Origin of the sequence: Sphingobacterium phlebotomi (genome assembly GCF_008180195.1) — a bacterium.
Taxonomy (GTDB): Bacteria; Bacteroidota; Bacteroidia; order Sphingobacteriales; family Sphingobacteriaceae; genus Sphingobacterium; species Sphingobacterium phlebotomi.
This window is the reverse complement of record NZ_VTAV01000022.1, coordinates 23088-42052: the sequence shown is the minus strand read 5'-3', so window position 1 is coordinate 42052 and position 18965 is coordinate 23088. Positions and strand designations below refer to the sequence as shown.

Here is an 18965-nt window from a genome sequence, read left to right as displayed (position 1 = left end):
TTCTTCTTCTATTAATCCTTTAAACTAAAGACTTCAGCCAATAATTCCAAACATCTTAACCGGTTTTCCAAATTATTACTGATGCATTGTACCATAATCTCCTTTGTATCAAAGGTATTTGCTATTTTCAATACGTCTTTTTGCATTGTTTCGGGTGTGCCGATCAGGTATTGCGGCGGCATAGTCGCGTCATATAACGCAGGTTGGGTTGGGATTTCACCCAATAATTCCACCGCAGCTTCTTCACTGACAACCGGACTGTTAATATTGCCCTGTCGCATCCGGTGCATCATCACAATCATCGGCGCCACCAGTTTTCCAGCATCTTCCACTGTATCGGCACAATAGATACTCAACGACAAGATCAACTTTGGTTTTTCTGCCCCTAAAGTATGTTTTCCCGGAGTAAAATTATCCCGATATTTTTGCGTAATGTCGTAGGCTTGCCCAGGGTTTATAAATCCCGCAAACACATAGTTTAGCCCCAAGCTCCCTGCCGTATAGGCACTCCATTGGCTGGAACCCAACAACCAGAATTCGGGCAAATTACGTGGGCCGAAGTGCGCTTTGATCTCACTAAAAACGCTTCTTTCTTCAAATCCATCCGTTAGCCAATTTACTAATTCTTTCAATTGCTCCTCCGAATCGTCGCTCCGTTGCTGTATGCTACGATTGCGTTGCAAAGCAAAGTCGGATACCGGTCCGGTAGTGGCCCGGCCAATCCCCATATCGATACGCCCCGGAAACATATCTGCCAACAAAGTAAACACCTCCGCCACTTTGAACGGGCTGTAGTGGTTGAGCAATACCGAACCGGAACCAACACGGATACGTGACGTATTCGCCGCTACCAATGGGATGGTCACTTCTGGGGCACGGCTGATGAAGTTTGCCGTATTATGGTGTTCGGCCAGCCAAATCCGGTGATAGCCCCATTCCTCCGCCTGCTGCGCGGTTGTGATAATATTTTTTACGGCATCAGCCCCGCTTTGTCCGCTTGCAGCGGCACCCAATTCGATCAATGATAATTTTATGGACATTATTCTATTTTTATTCGTTGTTATATTCTTCTAAATTCTTTCTAACATTCATCGCTGCTACACATCTGTATTTGCAAAGATACCCAAAAATGCTTTCTTTTGTATAGTACTTTCCCAAAGGATAGTGTAATAGATATACATAACAACAATGGATACAAAAAAATATGCCTCATGTATCGAAACAGTTAGACCGGTCAGGGATGCCCTTGATATACTCAGTGGAAAATGGAAATTGCCCATTATTATCTCTGTTTCTGTAGGCAATGAGCGATTTACCGATATTCAGGGCAGTATCCCGGGGATTACCCCCAAAGTACTCGCCAAAGAATTGAAGGAACTGGAGCAAAATAAATTGATAAGTAGAATGGTAACGGCAGACTATCCGGTTAAGATTACTTATAAGCCGGAACCATATGCAGATACGCTAACACCTATTATTTATGCTTTGAAAGAATGGGGTGAAAATCACCGGAAGAAAGTATTTGGAAATTCTTGATATACGCTATTTCAAAAGCTATGTTATCGGGTACAGCCTAATCGATACGTAGGCTACGTAGTTTGGCAAGGATCAAGAAGCTGATACCGATCAGGAAGAAGATCCACGAGAGGATAGGAATCCCCAAGATGCGGTACTGCTCGACGGATATGACCAGACATCCACTGACGAAGAATAGGCAGCCCAATGCAAGCGAACGGTTGGTAGATTGGTTTTTTCGGTATTGCCGTTGCAGGTGCTGCAGATCGGTATTGTCTACCTTGACGGTCAGATCACCCTGTTCGAGTCGTTGGGCAATGTTTTTGAGGGTGTATGGCGCTTGGCTCAGCAACTGGTAGCTATCCACCAGTTTCCGTTTGCTCTCTTTTTTTAGGTTTTCATAAGAGAGCCGTTTACGGATGATCTGTTCAATGTAAGGCTCAATCTTCTCCACAATATTCAGTCCGGGCATCAGTTCACGCCCTATGCCCTCCATCAGGACGACCCCCCGCACCAGCAGGTAAATATGTTCGGGCATGATGATGTTGTTCTGGTAGAGGATATTTGAAAACTTAGAGAAAAAAGCCTTGATGTCAATGTTTTCCAATGTGTTGGTACTAGCCATATCAAACAGCTCGAGGATTTCCCGTTTGATATTCTTCTCGTTTTCGATCTGTATATAGACAGCCATTTTCTTGATGATGTACAACAGGCTATCCGCATCTTTGTTGATAAAAGCACTGATAAAATCCTCGAGGACTATCTGGTCGGATAGCAGCATACGTCCCATAGCACCGAAGTCCAGAAAACTGAGTTTGCCCTCTGGCGTGACCAAGATATTGCCAGGATGGGGATCGGCGTGGAAAAAACCATGTTCCAATACTTGCGTGAGGAACAGTTCCAGCCCGTTGTCTACAATGTGCTCGAAGTTTAGGCCGTAGGTCAGTAGCCCATCCTTATCGGTGATCTTCACGCCATCGATCCACGACACGCAAAGCACCTCGTCGTTGCATAGCTCCTCATACGTATGTATGCAGTGGATCTTGTCCACTCCCCGAAAATTCTGTTCAAACTGGACGATGTTCTGTGCTTCATGGACGAAGGAAAGCTCTTCTACCAAGGTTTTTTGAAAGGTTGCTAAGATATACTTCAGGTTGATCTGCCGGATGGTGAGGGAATAGTCCGATAGAAAGTGGACGATATCCCGCAGGATCAGCAGGTCGGAGTTAATGGTCGTACGGATGTTTGGTCGCTTGATCTTTAGGATAACGGGTGTTCCGTCGGCCAGTACCGCCTTGTACACCTGTGCAATGGAAGCCGAAGCAATCGGCTCGGTCTTGATTTCCCGGAAAGATTCCGACGCGTTTATGCCCAACTGTTCCTCGATATAGGGTATGATATCGATTTCCTGAGGTGGCACGCGGTCCTGCAGTTTTTTGAGTTCGACGATCAGCAGAGCAGGCAACAGGTCCTCACGGGAAGAAAGCGTCTGTCCAAATTTTACAAACGTAGGCCCCAGCTCCTCGATAGCCAAACGGATACGTTCATATACTGTAGGGTCAGTGGGAGGGAGGGATACGCCCTCCATTGAAGGGCGTTTGGACTGTGATCCCAACAAATCCTGAAAACCATACTTTACCAATATCTGGGTCAGCTTGGCGGTTCTTCTAAGCTTTAGTACTTGGTTCTTAAAAGGGTTTTCCATGATACATCCATTTTATGGACTATCGCTGTGATTGTAATCCGCGCAATAGTTTCTCCAAGATACGAATTTATCAATTATTCCGCTATTCCTCTCCGAGGATCTCAGCAAGCTTCTTATCGAGTTCTTCGCCACGAAGATTACGCGCCACGATTTTGCCCTGTGGGTCGATCAAAAAGTTGCTGGGAATCGCGGATACACCATATTGAACGGCAGCTTCACTTTTAAACCCCTTTAATTCGGACACTTGTGTCCAAGGCAGGCCGTCGACCTTGATGGCATTCAACCATGCACGTCTGGTCGCTTGATCATCTAGCGATACACCTAGGATAGTAAAGTCTTTATCTTTGAATTTGTTATAAGCTTTTAACATCACTGGATTTTCAGCGCGGCAAGGTACGCACCAAGAGGCCCAAAAGTCCAACAGCACATAATGTCCACGAAAGTCAGACAGTTTCACCGAATTCCCTAAGGTGTCTTGCTGCACAAAATCGATCGCTGTGGCACCGATATTGGTGTTCTGGCCGATCTTGATTTTAGATTGCAACTTCTTGCCCATGGCCGAAGAACGCAACGATTCTGGAAAATGTGCAAATCGCGCAGCAGCTGTATCAGGGTTGAAATTGTAACCTAGTTCAATTTCGCTGAATGCCGCTAAAGCAATCTGTGAATAGGCATTCTGCGCGATAAATACGCGACTCACACTATCGTACCCTGCCTGTGTACGCTGCATCACGGCAGAAGCGCTTTTAATAAAAGAGCTGTCCTTACGTTCTTCAGGTGTCAGGCTGTGGTACACACGTACCAAAGAATCCGCAGATTGTTTGTAGGGTTTACGCATCGCTGTCAGGCGTTGATTGTCATCGTGGCTGGTCGAACCTTTAACAATAGCGCGCTTTAAAGAGTCTTTGGAATTAACCGTTATGTCCGAATTTTCTAGATAAAAATATAGGTATTCAGTGCTGGCCCTATCTTCACTTGCCGGCCCCTCATGACGTAACTGCAAGTTGGCAGCGACTGGTGTTTCCAGCTGCCCTTTGAACATAAACTTGCCCTTCTTCACCTGTACTGAATCCGTAACCTGCTGCCCATTTTCATAGTAGCTTAAGTAAATCATTGCTGGTGCATCTACCTTACCAACTTTTCCCTTGATGCTGTAGCTATCCTGAGCAAATAATCCCACCGTGGAGAGACAGCATACAGCTGCCAAAATTATACTTCTGATCATGTCGTTATTTTTTGTCGATTAGTGTCGTTAATGTTTCCGTCAATTTCTCTCCCCGTACGTTCGTCCCGATAATAATACCTTCTGGATTGATTAAGAAGTTTTGTGGCACGGAGGCGATACCATACAAGGTAGATACTTCATTCTTCCAACCTTGAAGATCGCTGACGTGGATCCAAGGAAGGTTATCCGTCTTCACCGCATTTTCCCATGCAGATTTATTCTGATCCAACGATACCCCGACGATCTCAAAATTTTTATCTTTTAGTGCTTCGTAAGCCTTGACAAGATTGGGATTTTCCTGACGGCAAGGCACGCACCAGCTTGCCCAGAAATCCACCAATACATATTTGCCGCGTAAAGACGATAACGTAAAGGGTTGGTCATTCAGGTCGTTTTGGGTGAAATCTACCGCTACTGAACCAGTTGTCATGCGTTTGCCGGTTTGTATTTTATCCCATGTTTTCTTGCCCAGCTCGGAATTGCGGAGATGTTCCGGAAAGCGCAGGAATAGGGGTTCTATCTCCTCTGGATCAAACTTGTTACCCAACACATTAAAATAATAAACATTTAGTGCGTAATAGGAATCTACATTGTCTTCAACAAAATTCCGATTGATAGTCTTGATCTCTCCAACCAAGCGTTGCATGGTTTCTCTTGCTTTAACAAGCTCTTCTGTCGGTTCGCCGTCCACGAAGAGTTCTTCTTTTGGACGATTGGCGTATTCGTCCTGGAGCTGTGTGATTTGCTTCGTTAACGGCCTAATCTCAGCGTCCAATTGACGCATTTGCTGGTCGGAAACCGAACCACTAACTTCAGCATGAACAAGCGAGTCAACGCCATTAATGTTGATCGCCGTATTCTCTATGAAAAAAGAAAGCTGATCCCGCTTCTTTTCGGTTCCAGATAAGCGACGTAGGTAAAGTACCGCATTTTGCGGTTCGCTGACCTTACCCCGTAGCTGGAAGTTACCGCTTTTCGCTTCCGTGGAATCAACATTTTCGTATTTTCCATCCTGAACAAGCGCTAAGTATACTATGGCTGCATCATCTAATCCGCTTATCTTACCAGATATCGTGAATCCTTCTTGTGCCTCGCCGATGAACGGCAAACATAGAGATAAACCTAAAAATAATAATGTTTTGTACATGTTTTATGGTGTTTCTATAATTTTAAAAAAATTGTCATTAATCCTTTATGATTATGGTTGAAGCGATATGCCGCTGATAAAAATTGCATCGTACGTAGCTGCATACTTAACAGCGGACAGCACTGTGAATCTTAAATAGCGCGATGTCGTGAGCGCCAATTCCAAGGTTTGCTTATTGTCTATGATGTTGCTATCAAAGACGCCGTGATCAACCCAACTAGCGCCATCCATACTAGTTTCAATTCGTATCGTGGACGGATAGCCTCCCTGAGTTGGATAATTTAGCAGTGCTGGAACAAAATAATTCACGCCGGTGAAAGTCACCTCACGATTAAAATTAATCGTGAGCCCCTGCGGCATCTGCTGCAAGATGTCACTTGTCCAATAGGTTGTGTTATCGTCATTATCGATTGCCAATGGTGGACGAAATGCGTTAAAGAAAGAGGAGTAGGTTTCGATAGTCCACCCTACGCGATTAATAGCAAACGGTTTACCTGTTTTAAAAACAAAATATAACACACGCTCGGAAGCAGGACCCTCGACGAGCCCGTCGACGGCCGAGATCACGACAGGCAGCACGTAGGTTGAATACTCAACGAGCGATCTTTGTTGTCCAATATTGATTTCCGCTTTGTCGGAAAGCGTCGTGCCAGCTGCAATGGATACATCCTTTTTGTACAATAGGTAGGATGTCTGCGGCAAGAGTAGTGCATCACCGAAGCGGTTACGGTAATCAACCATCTTTGTGGTATCCACCGCGAAGGTTACCTGATGATTTCGTAATGCTGGATTCCCAGAAAGCATCGCTTGTATTTCCAGGGTAACACTAGAGTCACGAAGGATGGATAGCGGCATTTCGAGGGTGTCGCTTTCGCCAAGCTGCGCAAAGGTGATGCTATCGTCAGGAAGAGGAGCATGTTCCACATCTTTGGAACATCCGACCGCCAAGGCAGCTAAAAGCAAGAAGATAAAATAATATAAACGCATAATAAAGTTTTTTTGATTATGGATTCTGTGGCATATTTGGGTTGTAATTCAAAACTTGCAAAGGTATCTGCAAGGTGTATCGTTCGCTATCTGGTTGCAAGGTCGCGATGACCTCTCCAATTGCATTGTAGCGATGTACAGCCGGCATACGGCCATCCGCTTTGAGACGACGCATATCAAACCAACGCAAGCCATTGAACGGCAACTCGTGCAAACGCTCTAACAGTACTTCCTGCAGAACGAGCTCCGGATCTGTCGATACGAAGGGCTCGTAATCGTCTTCAGGAAACCTGTTTCTGCGGATTTCGTCAAGATGCCGCAAAGCTAATTCCAGATTTCCACCTCGCGCAGCGCATTCGGCAACAATAAGCTTCATCTCGGGCAATGATGTGCCTGTATTTGTATTTCCAAGAACAGGAACTACGTCGCTAGGCATGAACCTTGTCGCATCGCGTGTGATAAACTGATAGCCGTCCCTACTAAAATAATAGGTCCGAATGCGGCGGTCGTTGCTTCGAAATGTATTCATAAAATCCAAAGTCGGCGTAGCCAGTCCGGGCACGGTACGGCCATAGATAACATCTGATCGTACACTGACCAGATTGGATGTTGGGAGTGGGCCATTCAAATTAATCATCGTGGCGCGGCCTTGGTCAATCGCTAATTGCGCATGCTTCTGCGCCTCCGGATAATTGCGGGCGTAAAAATATAACCGCGCCAGCACACTGTAGGCACTTGCCTTAGATCCTCGGAAGCGGTTGCGACTATTGTCATCGGGGAGATTTGGTAGCGCGGCTTCAATATCGCTCATGATGTAGCTGTAGATTTCAGCAACTGTACTACGAGGAGGAACGGTCTGGGTCACATCATTGGACGTGACAAAGGGTACCGCAAGCTCCGTACTTGCCGAAGCTGCATCATACGGCTGGGCGTATTCGTTGACCAGATAAAAATATTCAAACGCGCGACCTAACAATGCTTCAGCTTTAAGTGCCCGAATGCGACTCTGTGTGCCGCCCGTTGCGTTGTCGATCCCCACCAGTACCGTATTGTACAAATTGATCTTGGCATAGTGCTCACCCCAGAACATGGGGGCGACGTTAAGCATAGGCGAGAACTGTGGCTGCCAGAGATAAATCATCTCGCCCACCTGTGTTGCCGGATTGGTGATATTAACCAGATCATAATTATCACCCAGATAGTTGAGCGCACATAGCGGAGCACCGACCCCCGTGACGAGATCCTGGGCATTCAGCCACTGGTCATAATCTTCGACCGTGGTCAGCAACGTCGTGCCTTTTGGAGCGATCTCAAGATATTTGTCGCAACTCGAAAAGAGCATACAGCCTAGTATCAGTTGCAAAAAGTGGTATGTAGATTTTTTCATGCTATAGTCCATTTTAGAAATTCGTAAAAATTGCCAGTGTATACGTCGGCGTGACAAAAGACTTTGCATAACTCCGCGTAGCCATGCTATAGTTATATTTATTGAAACCAACTGTGTAAATATTTGAGGCTTGTGCTTTAATTTCAAAATTTCTGAAGCCTGCACGCCGGATAAAAGGAACGTGATCAATGCGATACGATACGGTCAAGTCACCCAAGGTCATGTAATCACCATTCACGACATACTTGTCGGAATAATTGTATGCATCGAGCGAGTTACGACCAGTAAAAGCAGGCAGCGACATGATCTCGGTATGGGTCTCATCGCCCGGTTGTCGCCAATAATTACCTGCACCTTCTAAAGGTCTGAAGCTAGCTGGATTTGGCCTCGGGACACGTATTTTGAAACCACCATAATAGTTGATCATCGCAAATACATAGAAACGGCCAAAATCCACGCGGTTGCTCAGCCCGATATTGACAGTCGGTAGAGACGTGCCCATATAGCGAACCAGACCAGAAGTATCACTCGCCATGGCGATAGCGGTCGGATTATTTGTGCTATTGTTATCGGTATGATAGGTATAGCCCGTTTCATTCTGAACCAAAGGATATCCCGCGCTGTCTAATCCTGCGTCACGAAACGCAAACAGCGCACCTACAGGGTAGCCTTCTACATAGCCGACCTCATTGAGGGTACTCGGGTTGAAATTAGTCCTTTGGTACACCTCCGTGACCTTACTCGTATTGTGGCCAACCACAATTCCAGTATTCCAGTTGAAGTTGGGCTGGGCAATCCAGTCGGCACGGATTCCGATCTCGAATCCTCTATTCGTGATCGATGCCGTATTAATCAGTGTCGGACTGACACCAATGGTCGGATCGATGTACGCCTGTCCCATCAGGTCGGTACTGTTCTTTTGGTAGTAATCGACATTACCCGTAATATTTCTAAAGATCCGATAATCTAATCCGACGTTGAAATTAGAAGTTTGTTCCCAACGCAAGCTGCTATTCGCATAAGATAGACGGCGAAGCGAAGGCAGATTTGGCGACGTCTCTAGGTTAAACTCGTTAGAGGCAATCACTTGCGGTAGCGACATCTTGGCGACGTTTCCATTGAATCCATATGCCAGACGAAGCTTTAGCTGATTGATCCAGGAGGCCTCTTGCATGAAATCTTCTTGATGCATATTCCAGGCAGCCCCTAAAGACCACAGGGGCTTGTATTTGTATTTAGGATTGGTGCCGAACAGATTGGATTGGTCAATACGCATACTTCCAGTCAAGGAATATTTGCTTTTATACGAATAAACCAAATTAGCATAGGCAGAGACAAAGCGATCTTCGACATACCGCTGATTAAACCAATTATTATATTGGCTGTGGAGGTTTCTGCCAAGACCAAAACCGGCGTCAACGTTACCTGTTGTGATACTGGAAAAATCCAAGGGCTGATGTAGTAAGGTCTCATCATTGTAACCAAAGAATGAAGTTAGGTTGCCCGCATTAATCAGGTTACGGACTTCGGCTCCCAAGATTCCATTGATGTTGTGGTCGGGCGCGACGGCTTTATTATAGTTCAACTGCGCGCGAAGCGTATAGCCGCTGACGTTGTCGTTATTTTGTCGGAGATATCCACCCTTAGGCACAAGATACTCCAGTGTTCCGTCAGCATTGGGTGCAACGTAACTGTTCACATAAGCACGTGCAGCAGACGAGTTTTCGGACGCATAGTACCTATTCTCGCTACGTGAGGTCTCATAGATACCCCCGAAGGCCAGATCAAAGCCTTGGCCCAGGTCGTAATTAAAGTTAGCTGTGATCCGGTTGTTGACATTACGTGTTCTGTCACTAACTGCTTGCTGATCGATTAAAGGGTAATACAGGTTGTCATCCAAGCCTTGTGCCATAAGGACATTGTTGTACCATGGTGAAATTCCCTGGCCAATGATAGGAGCCGGCCGTCCGTGCACATCCTGATACCTTTCATAAGGCGCAAAACTACTTGGTGTAGGTACAGGTGAACCGTTGCTGCGCTGCTCTTGGTAATCGGTTGTTAACTCTAAAGACAATCGATCGGCCAAGCGCAAGGTTGTCCTTGCGGACAACAGGAACCTGTTGTTGTCATTCCCTATATTTGAGGAGTTATTTTTCGTGTAATTGGCAGTGATATAATATAAGGCCTTGTGACTTCCCCCAGATACATTGAAATTGTACGTCTGGGCTACCGCAGTCCGAGTAAATAAACGTTGGTAATCCGCGAGATTATCGTACGACTTCATGGCATCGAAAGCACGCTCCGCCTGCTCATCGGTAATCATGTTAGCAGCTTGCTGGGCAAGAATATGAAACGCTTGAGAACGCCGAATTGTGCCCTGATTAGGGGTAGCCAACAATCCCCAAGAGGTACTGTTAACAGTATTGCTCGCCAGCGCACGTTCATAATCAGTCACGATAGCCGAGGCATCCTCCGCCCAACGGTAGCGGCTATAGTTTTCTTCAGGTGTGATTCCCACGGTAGCACGGAATGAAAACTTCGGCGAACCCAACTCGGCTTGCTTCCGCTCAATGACGATGACGCCATTTGACGCCCGCACTCCATAGACGGTCGCTGCGGCTGCATCTTTCAATAACGTAATGGACTCGATTTCATTGGGGTCAATCATATTCAGCGTCAGCTCGGTGGGGTAGCCATCGATAACAATAAGGGGCTGTTGATTGGCCGACATGGTTGAGATACCGCGCACATTGAACAACGGTCTGCTGGATATATTCCCGTTCGGATCGGTTGTCGTAAATTGTATATCGTTATTGATCATTAGGCCGGGCATTCGGTTGACCAAGCCATCCAAGAAATTGGTGCTGATACGCGACTCATACTCTTTCGTGCTCAATTGGGCGATCGCGCCGGTACTATGCTCGGGCCGTATACGCTGGTAACCGGTCGTGATGGGTTTAACAAATATTTCTTCGAGCTCCGCATCGCTGACCTCCATAACGACAAACCCGACATCCGCCTTCGAAGCAACCCGTGCGGTATGGTATCCGAGGTAAGAAACCTCCACCCACATGTCTTGCTCCCGATTGGTTACCGGTAGCGTGAACTTGCCAGCCCCATCTGTCTTGGTTTGTAACGCTGATCGGATACCATCCTTACCGATCAGACCAATAGATGCATCGGGTAGGGGCTGATTGTGGATATTAACGACTTGTCCGCGTATTACGTACATCGTACGGGCTGTATCCTGTTGCGTCATAGCGTTTATCCTTGTTGTTGCGTTCGGTGTGGCGATACGTTGTACACTGATGATCCGATCCTTGATGGTATAGCGCAAGGGCAAGTTGGAAAATAAGCGTGGAAGGACTTCCAAAAGTTCTTTGTTTTCCAACCGAAGGGTAATAGGTGGGATCTTTTCAAGGTCGCTATCCCGATAGACAAAAGCATAGCCAGATTGTCTCCTTAGTTCCTTCAGTACTTCCGCAAGGGGTTGCTCACGTATATTAAGGCTCACTGCCTGTCCATACACACTGGCGGATGCCTGAAAACTTAAGCCTAGGAGGAGTACGACTAAACGCACCATGAGGTTATCAACGGGGCGATTAACCTTCTGTTTAAAATTCATATTTATAGTGTTTAGGTTAAAAAATGAGTAAAATAATACTGGAATCTATCGGGAAGTTCTTAGGAATCTGCTTACTGTCCACCATTGTGACGATCTGGTGATTGTAAGGTAACCTCCAACCTCGATGTTTTAGCTTTTGACAAAGACCTTCCGTCCTTTGATTTCGAATTTAAATTTCAACTGCTCGCCGAGTACAGCAAGTACTGCGGAGAGACTGATGTCGCGTGGAATCTCACCAGACAAAGTCAATGAATGAGCCGGAAACGCATCGCGATCAAACTCGACGTCGTACCATCGCTCCAATTGTGGTATAATGGACAGTATATCTTGCCTGTCCAACACGATTACGCCATCTTTCCAAACGACGTAATGCTGCGCGTTTACCTCCTTGATGCTGATGCCTTGGTCGGAAGTCATCGCTTGCTGATTAGGGCGAAGCGTTTGAAAAGGCCCATCTTTCGAACCCAGTGCAATACGTCCATCTACTAGCGTGGTTATGCCTTGTTGTTGCTCGGGATAGGCTTTGACATTAAAGGCGGTACCTAAGACGCGGATCGTATGCTCGTCAAACTCCACCAAAAACGGCTGTGCCTTATTGGGTGAAACCTCAAAATACGCTTCACCTTCCAGTTTGACGACACGCTCCTTGGCCTTGAATGCCGTGGGGTAACTCAGCTTGGTATCCGCATTGAGCCATACTTTGGTGCCATCGGGCAGGGTTAACTGATATTGTCCACCGCGTGGTACATGCAGGGTGGCGTAGTTGACTTGATCCAGGTCGGATACTGTCGCACCATCCCGATACCGGATACCGTCTTCGCCGATAGCGATACCATCCTGATCGCTACGTAGGGCTATCGTGTTGCCGTTCGATAAAATAAGCGTTGCTTTATTTCCCCCTGGACCAATATCGTTTTGTACCTCTTGTTGTGACATCTCGGTATTATTTCTCTGCTCGAGGTACCAAGCGCTCATCGCTCCGATCGAGAGCAGTAGAGCTGCGGCATAAGGGAAGTACCGTTTTATCCGACGCCTAAGCGGGACTAACGTGGGCTTTTGTTGAAGTCGTCTTAAAGTAACTTCTGGTGGTGGTATGCTAATGCGGTTGTATAACCGAAGCTGCTCCTCCATAAAAGCAGAATCGTTCAAAGAATTGGCTAGGTCCTGATATCTCTCGGCTGACTGAAGCCATGTTTGCAATTGTTGACGCTCTTCAGTAGTGATATCACCTGACCGCTGCTTCAATAAGAGTTTTGCAATCTCCTTGGCATTGTTCTCCATGATCTAATTTGTACGTAATACAGGTATAAGACACGCGAATGCGCGATATCTATCATGCTATTTTAAAATAGTATTTTTACCCCATAAAGAACTTAAGAAAAGCCAGATAAATAGGGAACTCTTTATTTTTAAAGATCTTCTGCAATTTTTCGAGCGCTCTTTTCTTATTATTATATACAGCCTCGTGCTTTATTTGTAACAATTCCGCGATCTCCTCCGTGGTGCGGTCTTCAAAATAAGCCAACTTGAACACCGCTTGTTGCTTGGCAGGCAGCTTTTCGATTTCTTCGGTCACCAAGCCCATAAGTTCAGTCAATACCAGCTTATCAAAGAAATGATCTTTGGAAGAGGTCTCGTAGATACTTGACGCGATGTCCGCACCCTTGTCCTGTCGCACTTTATGATGTCGAATGTGATTGAGAGCTGCATGTCGAATCGTTGTAAAAAGAAATGCTTTAGCTTGCTCTATATCCGTGAACTGATCTTGACGATCATAATACTTCAAAAAAGTATCGGACAAGAGATCATGTACATCGGCTTCGTCCTCAATCATTTGCTTCGTATAAAAGAATAAAGATCGATAATAGGCATAATACACCTGTTCAAACGGTATATGCATCTTATCGGGTGTAGACGAAAGATCTGTATGCGGCCTATCCTTCATAATTACGACGAAACTTCGTGCTTTTTAATAATGTTATGCATGGCAAATATAGAATTTTGTACGAATTCAGCAGTATAATACATGAATTTGTTGTTTATAACTGAACTAAACACGATTGCGAGTTATTATAATGAAGAAGGCGGCAACTTGGAGTTGACCGCAGAAGAGCAAAGCCTTTTTGCGGAACATAAAGAACTCGTGAAGATGATCTGGATGTGTGGCGAATGAACATTATTATTCGCCGCATTTTTTGCGGCAAATAATCGCTACGTTCGTCAATATCTACTCGACTTAGAGAGCTCTGGTTTGGTAAACTCTGATCGTCATATAGATGGTGTAGTAGAAATGATGTTAGATGCTACAACAAAAAAGTCAAAGCCTGCATGTGCAGGCTTTGCTAACTAAACTAAACATCGGGAGATATCTCACGACATGTCCCATATTGAAACAAAAATCTAAAGTCTTTTACGGATAAGTCGTTTCCACCTTGCTCACCTTCCATCCGTCCTTGCCCTGATTCAGGGTAATATAATCTACGCGGGTAAAGTTATCGAATGCCATCGTTGCCTTGGCTACACACGCCTTTCCGTCCTGCGATAGGATCTCGTAGCTGCTCTCGCAGTCGTATTGTATACCTTTGTTGGCCTTTAGGAACTTAATGTATTCCTTTTTGCCCGCACGGTCGTTGTTGTTCACATTGCTGTACTGGAAATCATCTGCAAAAAGGAACTTGTTCAGATCGATGCTACCCACGGTAACAGCTTCCATATAGGAGTCAATTATCATGTCCGATTCCACGTTTTTCAAAGGATTGGCTTTTTCCGCAGCAAAGGAGCTTAGGGATGTTACCATGATCAATGCTGCTGCGATAGTTTTCAATGTCGTTTTCATATCTGTGGTTTTTAATGTTTTATATTTAATGTCTGTTATTTCTTATTTGATATCTCAAAGGTAGGGCGGTGTGCGGATTTACCGAATAACGATTAGACCAATCTCCCGCATTTCTCGGTAACTGCGGTAAAAAAATCGGTGAATGCGCTATACAGCTATCTATTTGTTTGTTCATGCCAAAAGGATTGCAAGCCAGTTGCCAAAATATTCAATATGCTGTTTTAAAGGTGTTTGTGTTTTTTAGGGGGATTTCCGGTTGTTCACTGGCGGACAGCTAGTGTCCGGTAATGAACAAAAAAATCCTGAAGCTACCCGCTTCAGGATTTTAACTAACTAACCAATTATTAACCTAAATTATGAATTGCTAAAATATTAGCAATTCTTGTGCCTTTCTCATGACATAACAGCATTTTAACATATCTTAACAAATTTCCCGTTCAGTAAAATAATAATTCCCTAATAACCGGCACATCCGCCTCCGCCCAGTCATAACCTTGTAATTCGTTGCTCGAACTTCAAAATAGCGATTGCTTCATAAATAAAGCATAAATTATGTAAAATTGCTTTTTAAGATTAACATAAATATAATATATTTGCTTTTTATAAAGAGCATATATGGAAGATCTATTATTAGAATTTCAATCAAAGATATCCCGGATCTCTGTAGATATACAACGTTACCTTGTACATCAAATAGATTTGAATAACCGACTGATTGCAATAAAAGGTGCAAGAGGTGCTGGAAAAACCACATTACTTTTGCAAGTGGCAAAGCTACATTTACCTATAAAATCCACGTTGTATGTGAGTTTAGACCACATTTATTTCTTTGGCAATAAACTTTATGAGTTAGCGAAGCAATTTTCACAATTTGGAGGTACCCATTTATTATTGGATGAGGTGCATAAATATCCGAACTGGTCTCGGGAGATAAAACTGATCTATGACAATTTTCCCGAACTCAACGTTATTTTCACTTCGTCTTCTATGCTTGAAATTTACAAGTCAGAGTCTGATTTGAGCAGAAGAGCCATTACGTACTACTTGAAAGAATTGTCCTTCAGAGAGTTTGTATTATTTGAAACGAAGAAGACTTTTTCTGCCTATTCGTTTGCCCAAATTTTGGATGATCATAATCGTATTGCAACCCAAATATTGGCTGAAATAAAACCCATACCTTTATTTGAAAAATACCTAAAAATAGGCGTTTATCCTTATTACCAAGAAAACGAAAATCTATACATCCAAAAATTACAAAATACCATTAATCTTATTATTGAGATAGACATCAATGCAGTTGAGGAGCTTCAATACGAGACGTTGGTAAAGCTAAAAAAACTCCTTATAACAATAGCATCAAGTGTTCCTTTTACGCCGAACATCACAAAATTGAGTGAAAAAATCGGGGTATCGCGAAATATGTTGGTGCAAAGCATAAAAATATTAGAGCGTGCTGGATTAGTAAATGAACTATACAAAGATAATTCCGGCATCGGCGTACTTACGAAACCCGAAAAGTTATACCTAAACAATAGCAACTTGATGTATGCCCTTGCAAAAGATAATACCAATATAGGGAATGTAAGAGAAACATTTTTCCTCAATCAGTTCAAGGGCTTGCACGAAATAAATCTTTCTGAAGCTGCCGATTTTGTGATTGACAAAAGTTATACATTTGAAATCGGAGGTAAAAACAAAACCAAAAAGCAAATTCTTAGTACAGAAAATGCGTTCGTAGCGAAAGACGGGATAGAAATAGGTTTTGGTAATATTATTCCCGTTTGGCTTTTTGGTTTTATGTATTAAATTGATACCTCAAAAAAAAGTCAAAGCCTGCATTCGCAGGCTTTGCTAACTAAACTAAACATCGGGAGATATCTCACGACATGTCCCCCTATAAACAAAAATCTAAAGTCTTTTACGGATAAGTTGTTTCCACCTTGCTCACCTTCCATCCGTCCTTGCCCTGATTCAGGGTAATATAATCTACGCGGGTAAAGTTATTGAATGCCATCGTTGCCTTGGCTACGCATACCTTTCCGTCCTGCGATAGGATCTGGTAGCTGCTCTTGCAGTCATATTGCATTCCCTTGTTGGCCTTCAGGTGTTTGATGTATTCCTTTTTGCCCGCACGGTCGTTGTTGTTCACGTTGTTATACTGGAAATCATCTGCAAAAAGGAACTTGTTCAGGTCGATGCTACCCACGGTCACAGCATCCACATAGGAGCCAATTATCATGTCTGATTCCACGTTTTTCAAAGGATTGGCTTTTTCCGCAGCAAAGGAGCTTAGGGATGTTACCATGATCAATGCTGCTGCGATAGTTCTCCATGTAGTTTTCAATGTCGTTTTCATGTCTGTCGTTTTTAATGTGCTGTATATATTATTTTTTCTATTTCTTATTTGATACTTCAAAGGTATAGCGTTGTGCAGATTTACCGAATAACGATTAGACCAAGCTCCGGCATTTCTCGGTAACTGCGGTGAAAAAATCGGTGAATGTGCTATACAGCTTTCTGTTTGTTTGTTCATGCCGAAAGGATTGCAAGCCCTTTGCCAAAATATTCAATATGTTGTTTTAAAGGTATTTATGTTTTTTAGGGGGATTTCCGGTTGTTCACCGCCGGACAGCTAGTGTTCGGTAATGAACAAAAAAAATCCTGAAGCGGGGAGCCTCAGGATTTTTAACTAACTAACCAATTATAAACCTAAATTATGAAGTACAAATATAACGACTAATGCACCCATTTCGTTTCTATTAAGTGTACATTTAACACATATTAACAAGTGCCTCGTCGTATATATCGTGTTTCCGTATCTTATTCTGATTTATTTTCCAGGTCAGGTAATAAAATGTCAGCCATGTTCCGTATATTGATTTTGAAATTGTCCTTACATGCGGATGAGGGTATGTTTAGAAAGATAACAAAAGGAAGCAACTTTTGTATAGAGGCCTTTACGAACCACGTCGAGCAAACTCTAAAACAGCCGGTAACAGCGATGTCGTTTTCATGGTGTTGGCTTCGGAATGCCTAATATATTATTTCTCGTGCCAGTTGCTCGATCAGGATATCCATCAAATTGCCAGGTATCAAAATCCCACATATGGGCATACAAAATGTTGGCAAAAAGTGCACTCCGGTCGGTTCGTAATTTTTGCCCCTTTAAGGTGGGGCTTAACGCGTTATTTCTTTTCTTAATGAGGCCTGCCAAGGTACAAACCTGTCGCGCAGCATATATCGATATAATTTCATTTTCCCTGAAGCTTTTACTGATCCCCAGTTCAATCGCTTCATCTGGAATGGCACCATTTTCGTATAGTTCTCTAACGAACTTCAAAGGAAGGTTACCTTTGGGCGTGAGCTTAAGGCTTTTTTCACGGGCAACTATTGCCAATACATACCTCCTCTCTTAAAATGCTAAACCTTGTTTTGATAATCCGTTTTATGAGTTCGTATCTCTCTAACACGAAAAAATCTGAGAATTCTTTTTTTATCGTTTCTAATACCAGCTCCTCTCTCTGAGGGCTGCGAAGGTCATCAATTATTTTTAAGTATTTACTATTCTTAAATTTCTTAAGAAGAAAAATTAAATCAAAATGATTTATGTTAAAACTATGAACAATAAATTCACTATTTTCCAGTTTGATCTTCACGTTTTTGTTACTCTACAGTGGACAGGTTTTTTGAATATATCCACTATTTTTATTGGATGAGATTATTATTCTTAACCTTAATCGGTGTATTTCTAACATCGTGTTCTTTTGCACAAAAAGACCCACAGGGCTGGCTTATGTATTTTGGCCAAACTAAAATAAAAGCGACTAAATTTGCGATCCATCATGAACTCCAGTTACGGGACCATCAGTTGATGGGGGATCACAACCAGACGCTTCTTCGTGTGGGACTGCAGTATCGAGTCAAACCCTACCTATTAACGACAATTGGCTACGGGTTTATATATAGCGAACTGCCTGGAAGCCCGAATGAACCTTTTCATGAAAACAGAATTTATCAGGAAGCGCTTTTTTCACATAATTTGATGCGCAGTAACATTAGACATCGGATTCGGCTGGAGGAACGTTTTGTAGAAAATAAGGACTTCTCAGGACGTTTTCGCTATTGCCTCTTTGCTGATATTCCATTTACACAGTATGGGATGGGGGCAAAGGGATGGTACGCTGCACTATACAATGAGATCTTCCTAAACCTATCGGACGATGGCACTATGGATTTTTTTGACAGAAACCGAGCATATCTTGGTATAGGTTATAGAATATCTGATGCTGTAGGAGTGCAGATGGGATATATGTACCAAAACATAGGAAAAGCAAGGGGAACGAATCACGCGATGTTGTCGGTGCATCACCAGCTCAAATGGAAATAAGGATCCCTGCGGACCAAATATATCCAGAAACCTCACTTCATCAAAATGGGCAAAGATGACAAAAGTTTCTGCCGATACGGCTCTGCGTGATAGTACAGATTTGGTCAATAAAGGTGTTTTATCTAAGAAAGATTAAGTGATAGAAGTACCA

General features: G+C 43.8%; 16 protein-coding genes. 4 read left to right on the top strand and 12 right to left on the bottom strand.

What is annotated here, in order from left to right; genetic code table 11:
* Nucleotides 1-11: 11 nt before the first annotated feature.
* On the bottom strand, nt 12-1040 hold the full coding sequence (locus FXV77_RS20365; RefSeq protein WP_148921086.1) for an MsnO8 family LLM class oxidoreductase: 1029 nt from the start codon (nt 1038-1040) through the stop codon (nt 12-14).
* Nucleotides 1041-1188: 148 nt separating this feature from the next.
* Here FXV77_RS20365 and FXV77_RS20360 point away from each other — a divergent pair, with 148 nt between their 5' ends.
* A complete protein-coding gene (locus tag FXV77_RS20360) occupies nt 1189-1536 on the top strand; it encodes a winged helix-turn-helix transcriptional regulator (protein ID WP_148921085.1) in 348 nt (115 codons plus the stop codon).
* A gap of 37 nt (nt 1537-1573) precedes the next feature.
* On the opposite strand, the gene FXV77_RS20355 is transcribed toward FXV77_RS20360, so the two are convergent.
* From FXV77_RS20355 to FXV77_RS20320, 8 genes are all read right to left on the bottom strand, one after another.
* On the bottom strand, nt 1574-3220 hold the full coding sequence (locus FXV77_RS20355; RefSeq protein WP_148921084.1) for an ABC1 kinase family protein: 1647 nt from the start codon (nt 3218-3220) through the stop codon (nt 1574-1576).
* An 82-nt stretch (nt 3221-3302) separates the two neighbouring features.
* Entirely contained in the window at nt 3303-4445 is a 1143-nt protein-coding gene (locus FXV77_RS20350; protein ID WP_148921083.1) for a TlpA disulfide reductase family protein, read from the bottom strand.
* A gap of 4 nt (nt 4446-4449) precedes the next feature.
* The gene (locus FXV77_RS20345) at nt 4450-5592 is read right to left on the bottom strand and encodes a TlpA disulfide reductase family protein (protein WP_148921082.1); all 1143 of its coding nucleotides are present in this window, start codon (nt 5590-5592) and stop codon (nt 4450-4452) included.
* A 51-nt stretch (nt 5593-5643) separates the two neighbouring features.
* Complete coding sequence (locus FXV77_RS20340; protein WP_148921081.1) at nt 5644-6579, bottom strand: BT_3987 domain-containing protein; 936 nt, start codon at nt 6577-6579, stop codon at nt 5644-5646.
* A 16-nt stretch (nt 6580-6595) separates the two neighbouring features.
* Nucleotides 6596-7921 carry a RagB/SusD family nutrient uptake outer membrane protein gene (locus tag FXV77_RS20335; RefSeq protein ID WP_246162544.1) on the bottom strand — a complete coding sequence of 442 codons (1326 nt, stop codon included), beginning with the start codon at nt 7919-7921 and terminating at the stop codon, nt 6596-6598.
* Between the two features lie 58 nt (nt 7922-7979).
* The gene (locus FXV77_RS20330) at nt 7980-11591 is read right to left on the bottom strand and encodes a SusC/RagA family TonB-linked outer membrane protein (RefSeq protein WP_148921079.1); all 3612 of its coding nucleotides are present in this window, start codon (nt 11589-11591) and stop codon (nt 7980-7982) included.
* A 129-nt stretch (nt 11592-11720) separates the two neighbouring features.
* Nucleotides 11721-12872: a FecR family protein gene (locus FXV77_RS20325; RefSeq protein WP_148921078.1), complete on the bottom strand. Its 1152-nt coding sequence runs from the start codon at nt 12870-12872 to the stop codon at nt 11721-11723.
* A gap of 76 nt (nt 12873-12948) precedes the next feature.
* Nucleotides 12949-13536: an RNA polymerase sigma factor gene (locus tag FXV77_RS20320; protein WP_148921077.1), complete on the bottom strand. Its 588-nt coding sequence runs from the start codon at nt 13534-13536 to the stop codon at nt 12949-12951.
* A gap of 81 nt (nt 13537-13617) precedes the next feature.
* Here FXV77_RS20320 and FXV77_RS22215 point away from each other — a divergent pair, with 81 nt between their 5' ends.
* Nucleotides 13618-13764, top strand: a complete 147-nt coding sequence (locus FXV77_RS22215) for a hypothetical protein (RefSeq protein WP_187444198.1) — start codon at nt 13618-13620, stop codon at nt 13762-13764.
* Between the two features lie 237 nt (nt 13765-14001).
* On the opposite strand, the gene FXV77_RS20315 is transcribed toward FXV77_RS22215, so the two are convergent.
* Nucleotides 14002-14427 carry a hypothetical protein gene (locus FXV77_RS20315; protein ID WP_148921076.1) on the bottom strand — a complete coding sequence of 142 codons (426 nt, stop codon included), beginning with the start codon at nt 14425-14427 and terminating at the stop codon, nt 14002-14004.
* 615 nt (nt 14428-15042) lie between these two features.
* Between FXV77_RS20315 and FXV77_RS20310 the strand changes: the two genes are divergently transcribed.
* Nucleotides 15043-16233, top strand: coding sequence for an ATP-binding protein (locus FXV77_RS20310; RefSeq protein WP_148921075.1), 1191 nt, complete (start codon nt 15043-15045; stop codon nt 16231-16233).
* Between the two features lie 112 nt (nt 16234-16345).
* Here the strand turns inward: FXV77_RS20310 and FXV77_RS20305 are convergent, their stop codons facing one another.
* Both FXV77_RS20305 and FXV77_RS20300 read right to left on the bottom strand, forming a co-directional pair.
* Complete coding sequence (locus FXV77_RS20305) at nt 16346-16960, bottom strand: hypothetical protein (RefSeq protein ID WP_246162542.1); 615 nt, start codon at nt 16958-16960, stop codon at nt 16346-16348.
* 477 nt (nt 16961-17437) lie between these two features.
* On the bottom strand, nt 17438-17767 hold the full coding sequence (locus FXV77_RS20300; RefSeq protein ID WP_148921074.1) for a hypothetical protein: 330 nt from the start codon (nt 17765-17767) through the stop codon (nt 17438-17440).
* 372 nt (nt 17768-18139) lie between these two features.
* On the opposite strand from FXV77_RS20300, the gene FXV77_RS20295 reads away from it, so the two are divergent.
* Complete coding sequence (locus FXV77_RS20295; protein ID WP_148921073.1) at nt 18140-18814, top strand: DUF2490 domain-containing protein; 675 nt, start codon at nt 18140-18142, stop codon at nt 18812-18814.
* The last annotated feature ends 151 nt before the right edge of the window (nt 18815-18965 follow it).

What these genes read in the sequence shown, in the direction of transcription:
- FXV77_RS22215 (WP_187444198.1), top strand. Translation starts at nt 13,618, where the DNA reads ATGAATTTGTTGTTTATAACTGAACTAAACACGATTGCGAGTTATTAT.
- FXV77_RS20360 (WP_148921085.1), top strand. Translation starts at nt 1,189, where the DNA reads ATGGATACAAAAAAATATGCCTCATGTATCGAAACAGTTAGACCGGTC.
- FXV77_RS20325 (WP_148921078.1), bottom strand. Translation starts at nt 12,872, where the DNA reads ATGGAGAACAATGCCAAGGAGATTGCAAAACTCTTATTGAAGCAGCGG.
- FXV77_RS20345 (WP_148921082.1), bottom strand. Translation starts at nt 5,592, where the DNA reads ATGTACAAAACATTATTATTTTTAGGTTTATCTCTATGTTTGCCGTTC.
- FXV77_RS20305 (WP_246162542.1), bottom strand. Translation starts at nt 16,960, where the DNA reads ATGAACAAACAAACAGAAAGCTGTATAGCACATTCACCGATTTTTTCA.
- FXV77_RS20335 (WP_246162544.1), bottom strand. Translation starts at nt 7,921, where the DNA reads ATGCTCTTTTCGAGTTGCGACAAATATCTTGAGATCGCTCCAAAAGGC.
- FXV77_RS20315 (WP_148921076.1), bottom strand. Translation starts at nt 14,427, where the DNA reads ATGAAAACGACATTGAAAACTATCGCAGCAGCATTGATCATGGTAACA.
- FXV77_RS20310 (WP_148921075.1), top strand. Translation starts at nt 15,043, where the DNA reads ATGGAAGATCTATTATTAGAATTTCAATCAAAGATATCCCGGATCTCT.
- FXV77_RS20365 (WP_148921086.1), bottom strand. Translation starts at nt 1,040, where the DNA reads ATGTCCATAAAATTATCATTGATCGAATTGGGTGCCGCTGCAAGCGGA.
- FXV77_RS20355 (WP_148921084.1), bottom strand. Translation starts at nt 3,220, where the DNA reads ATGGAAAACCCTTTTAAGAACCAAGTACTAAAGCTTAGAAGAACCGCC.
- FXV77_RS20330 (WP_148921079.1), bottom strand. Translation starts at nt 11,591, where the DNA reads ATGAATTTTAAACAGAAGGTTAATCGCCCCGTTGATAACCTCATGGTG.
- FXV77_RS20295 (WP_148921073.1), top strand. Translation starts at nt 18,140, where the DNA reads ATGAGATTATTATTCTTAACCTTAATCGGTGTATTTCTAACATCGTGT.
- FXV77_RS20340 (WP_148921081.1), bottom strand. Translation starts at nt 6,579, where the DNA reads ATGCGTTTATATTATTTTATCTTCTTGCTTTTAGCTGCCTTGGCGGTC.
- FXV77_RS20320 (WP_148921077.1), bottom strand. Translation starts at nt 13,536, where the DNA reads ATGAAGGATAGGCCGCATACAGATCTTTCGTCTACACCCGATAAGATG.
- FXV77_RS20350 (WP_148921083.1), bottom strand. Translation starts at nt 4,445, where the DNA reads ATGATCAGAAGTATAATTTTGGCAGCTGTATGCTGTCTCTCCACGGTG.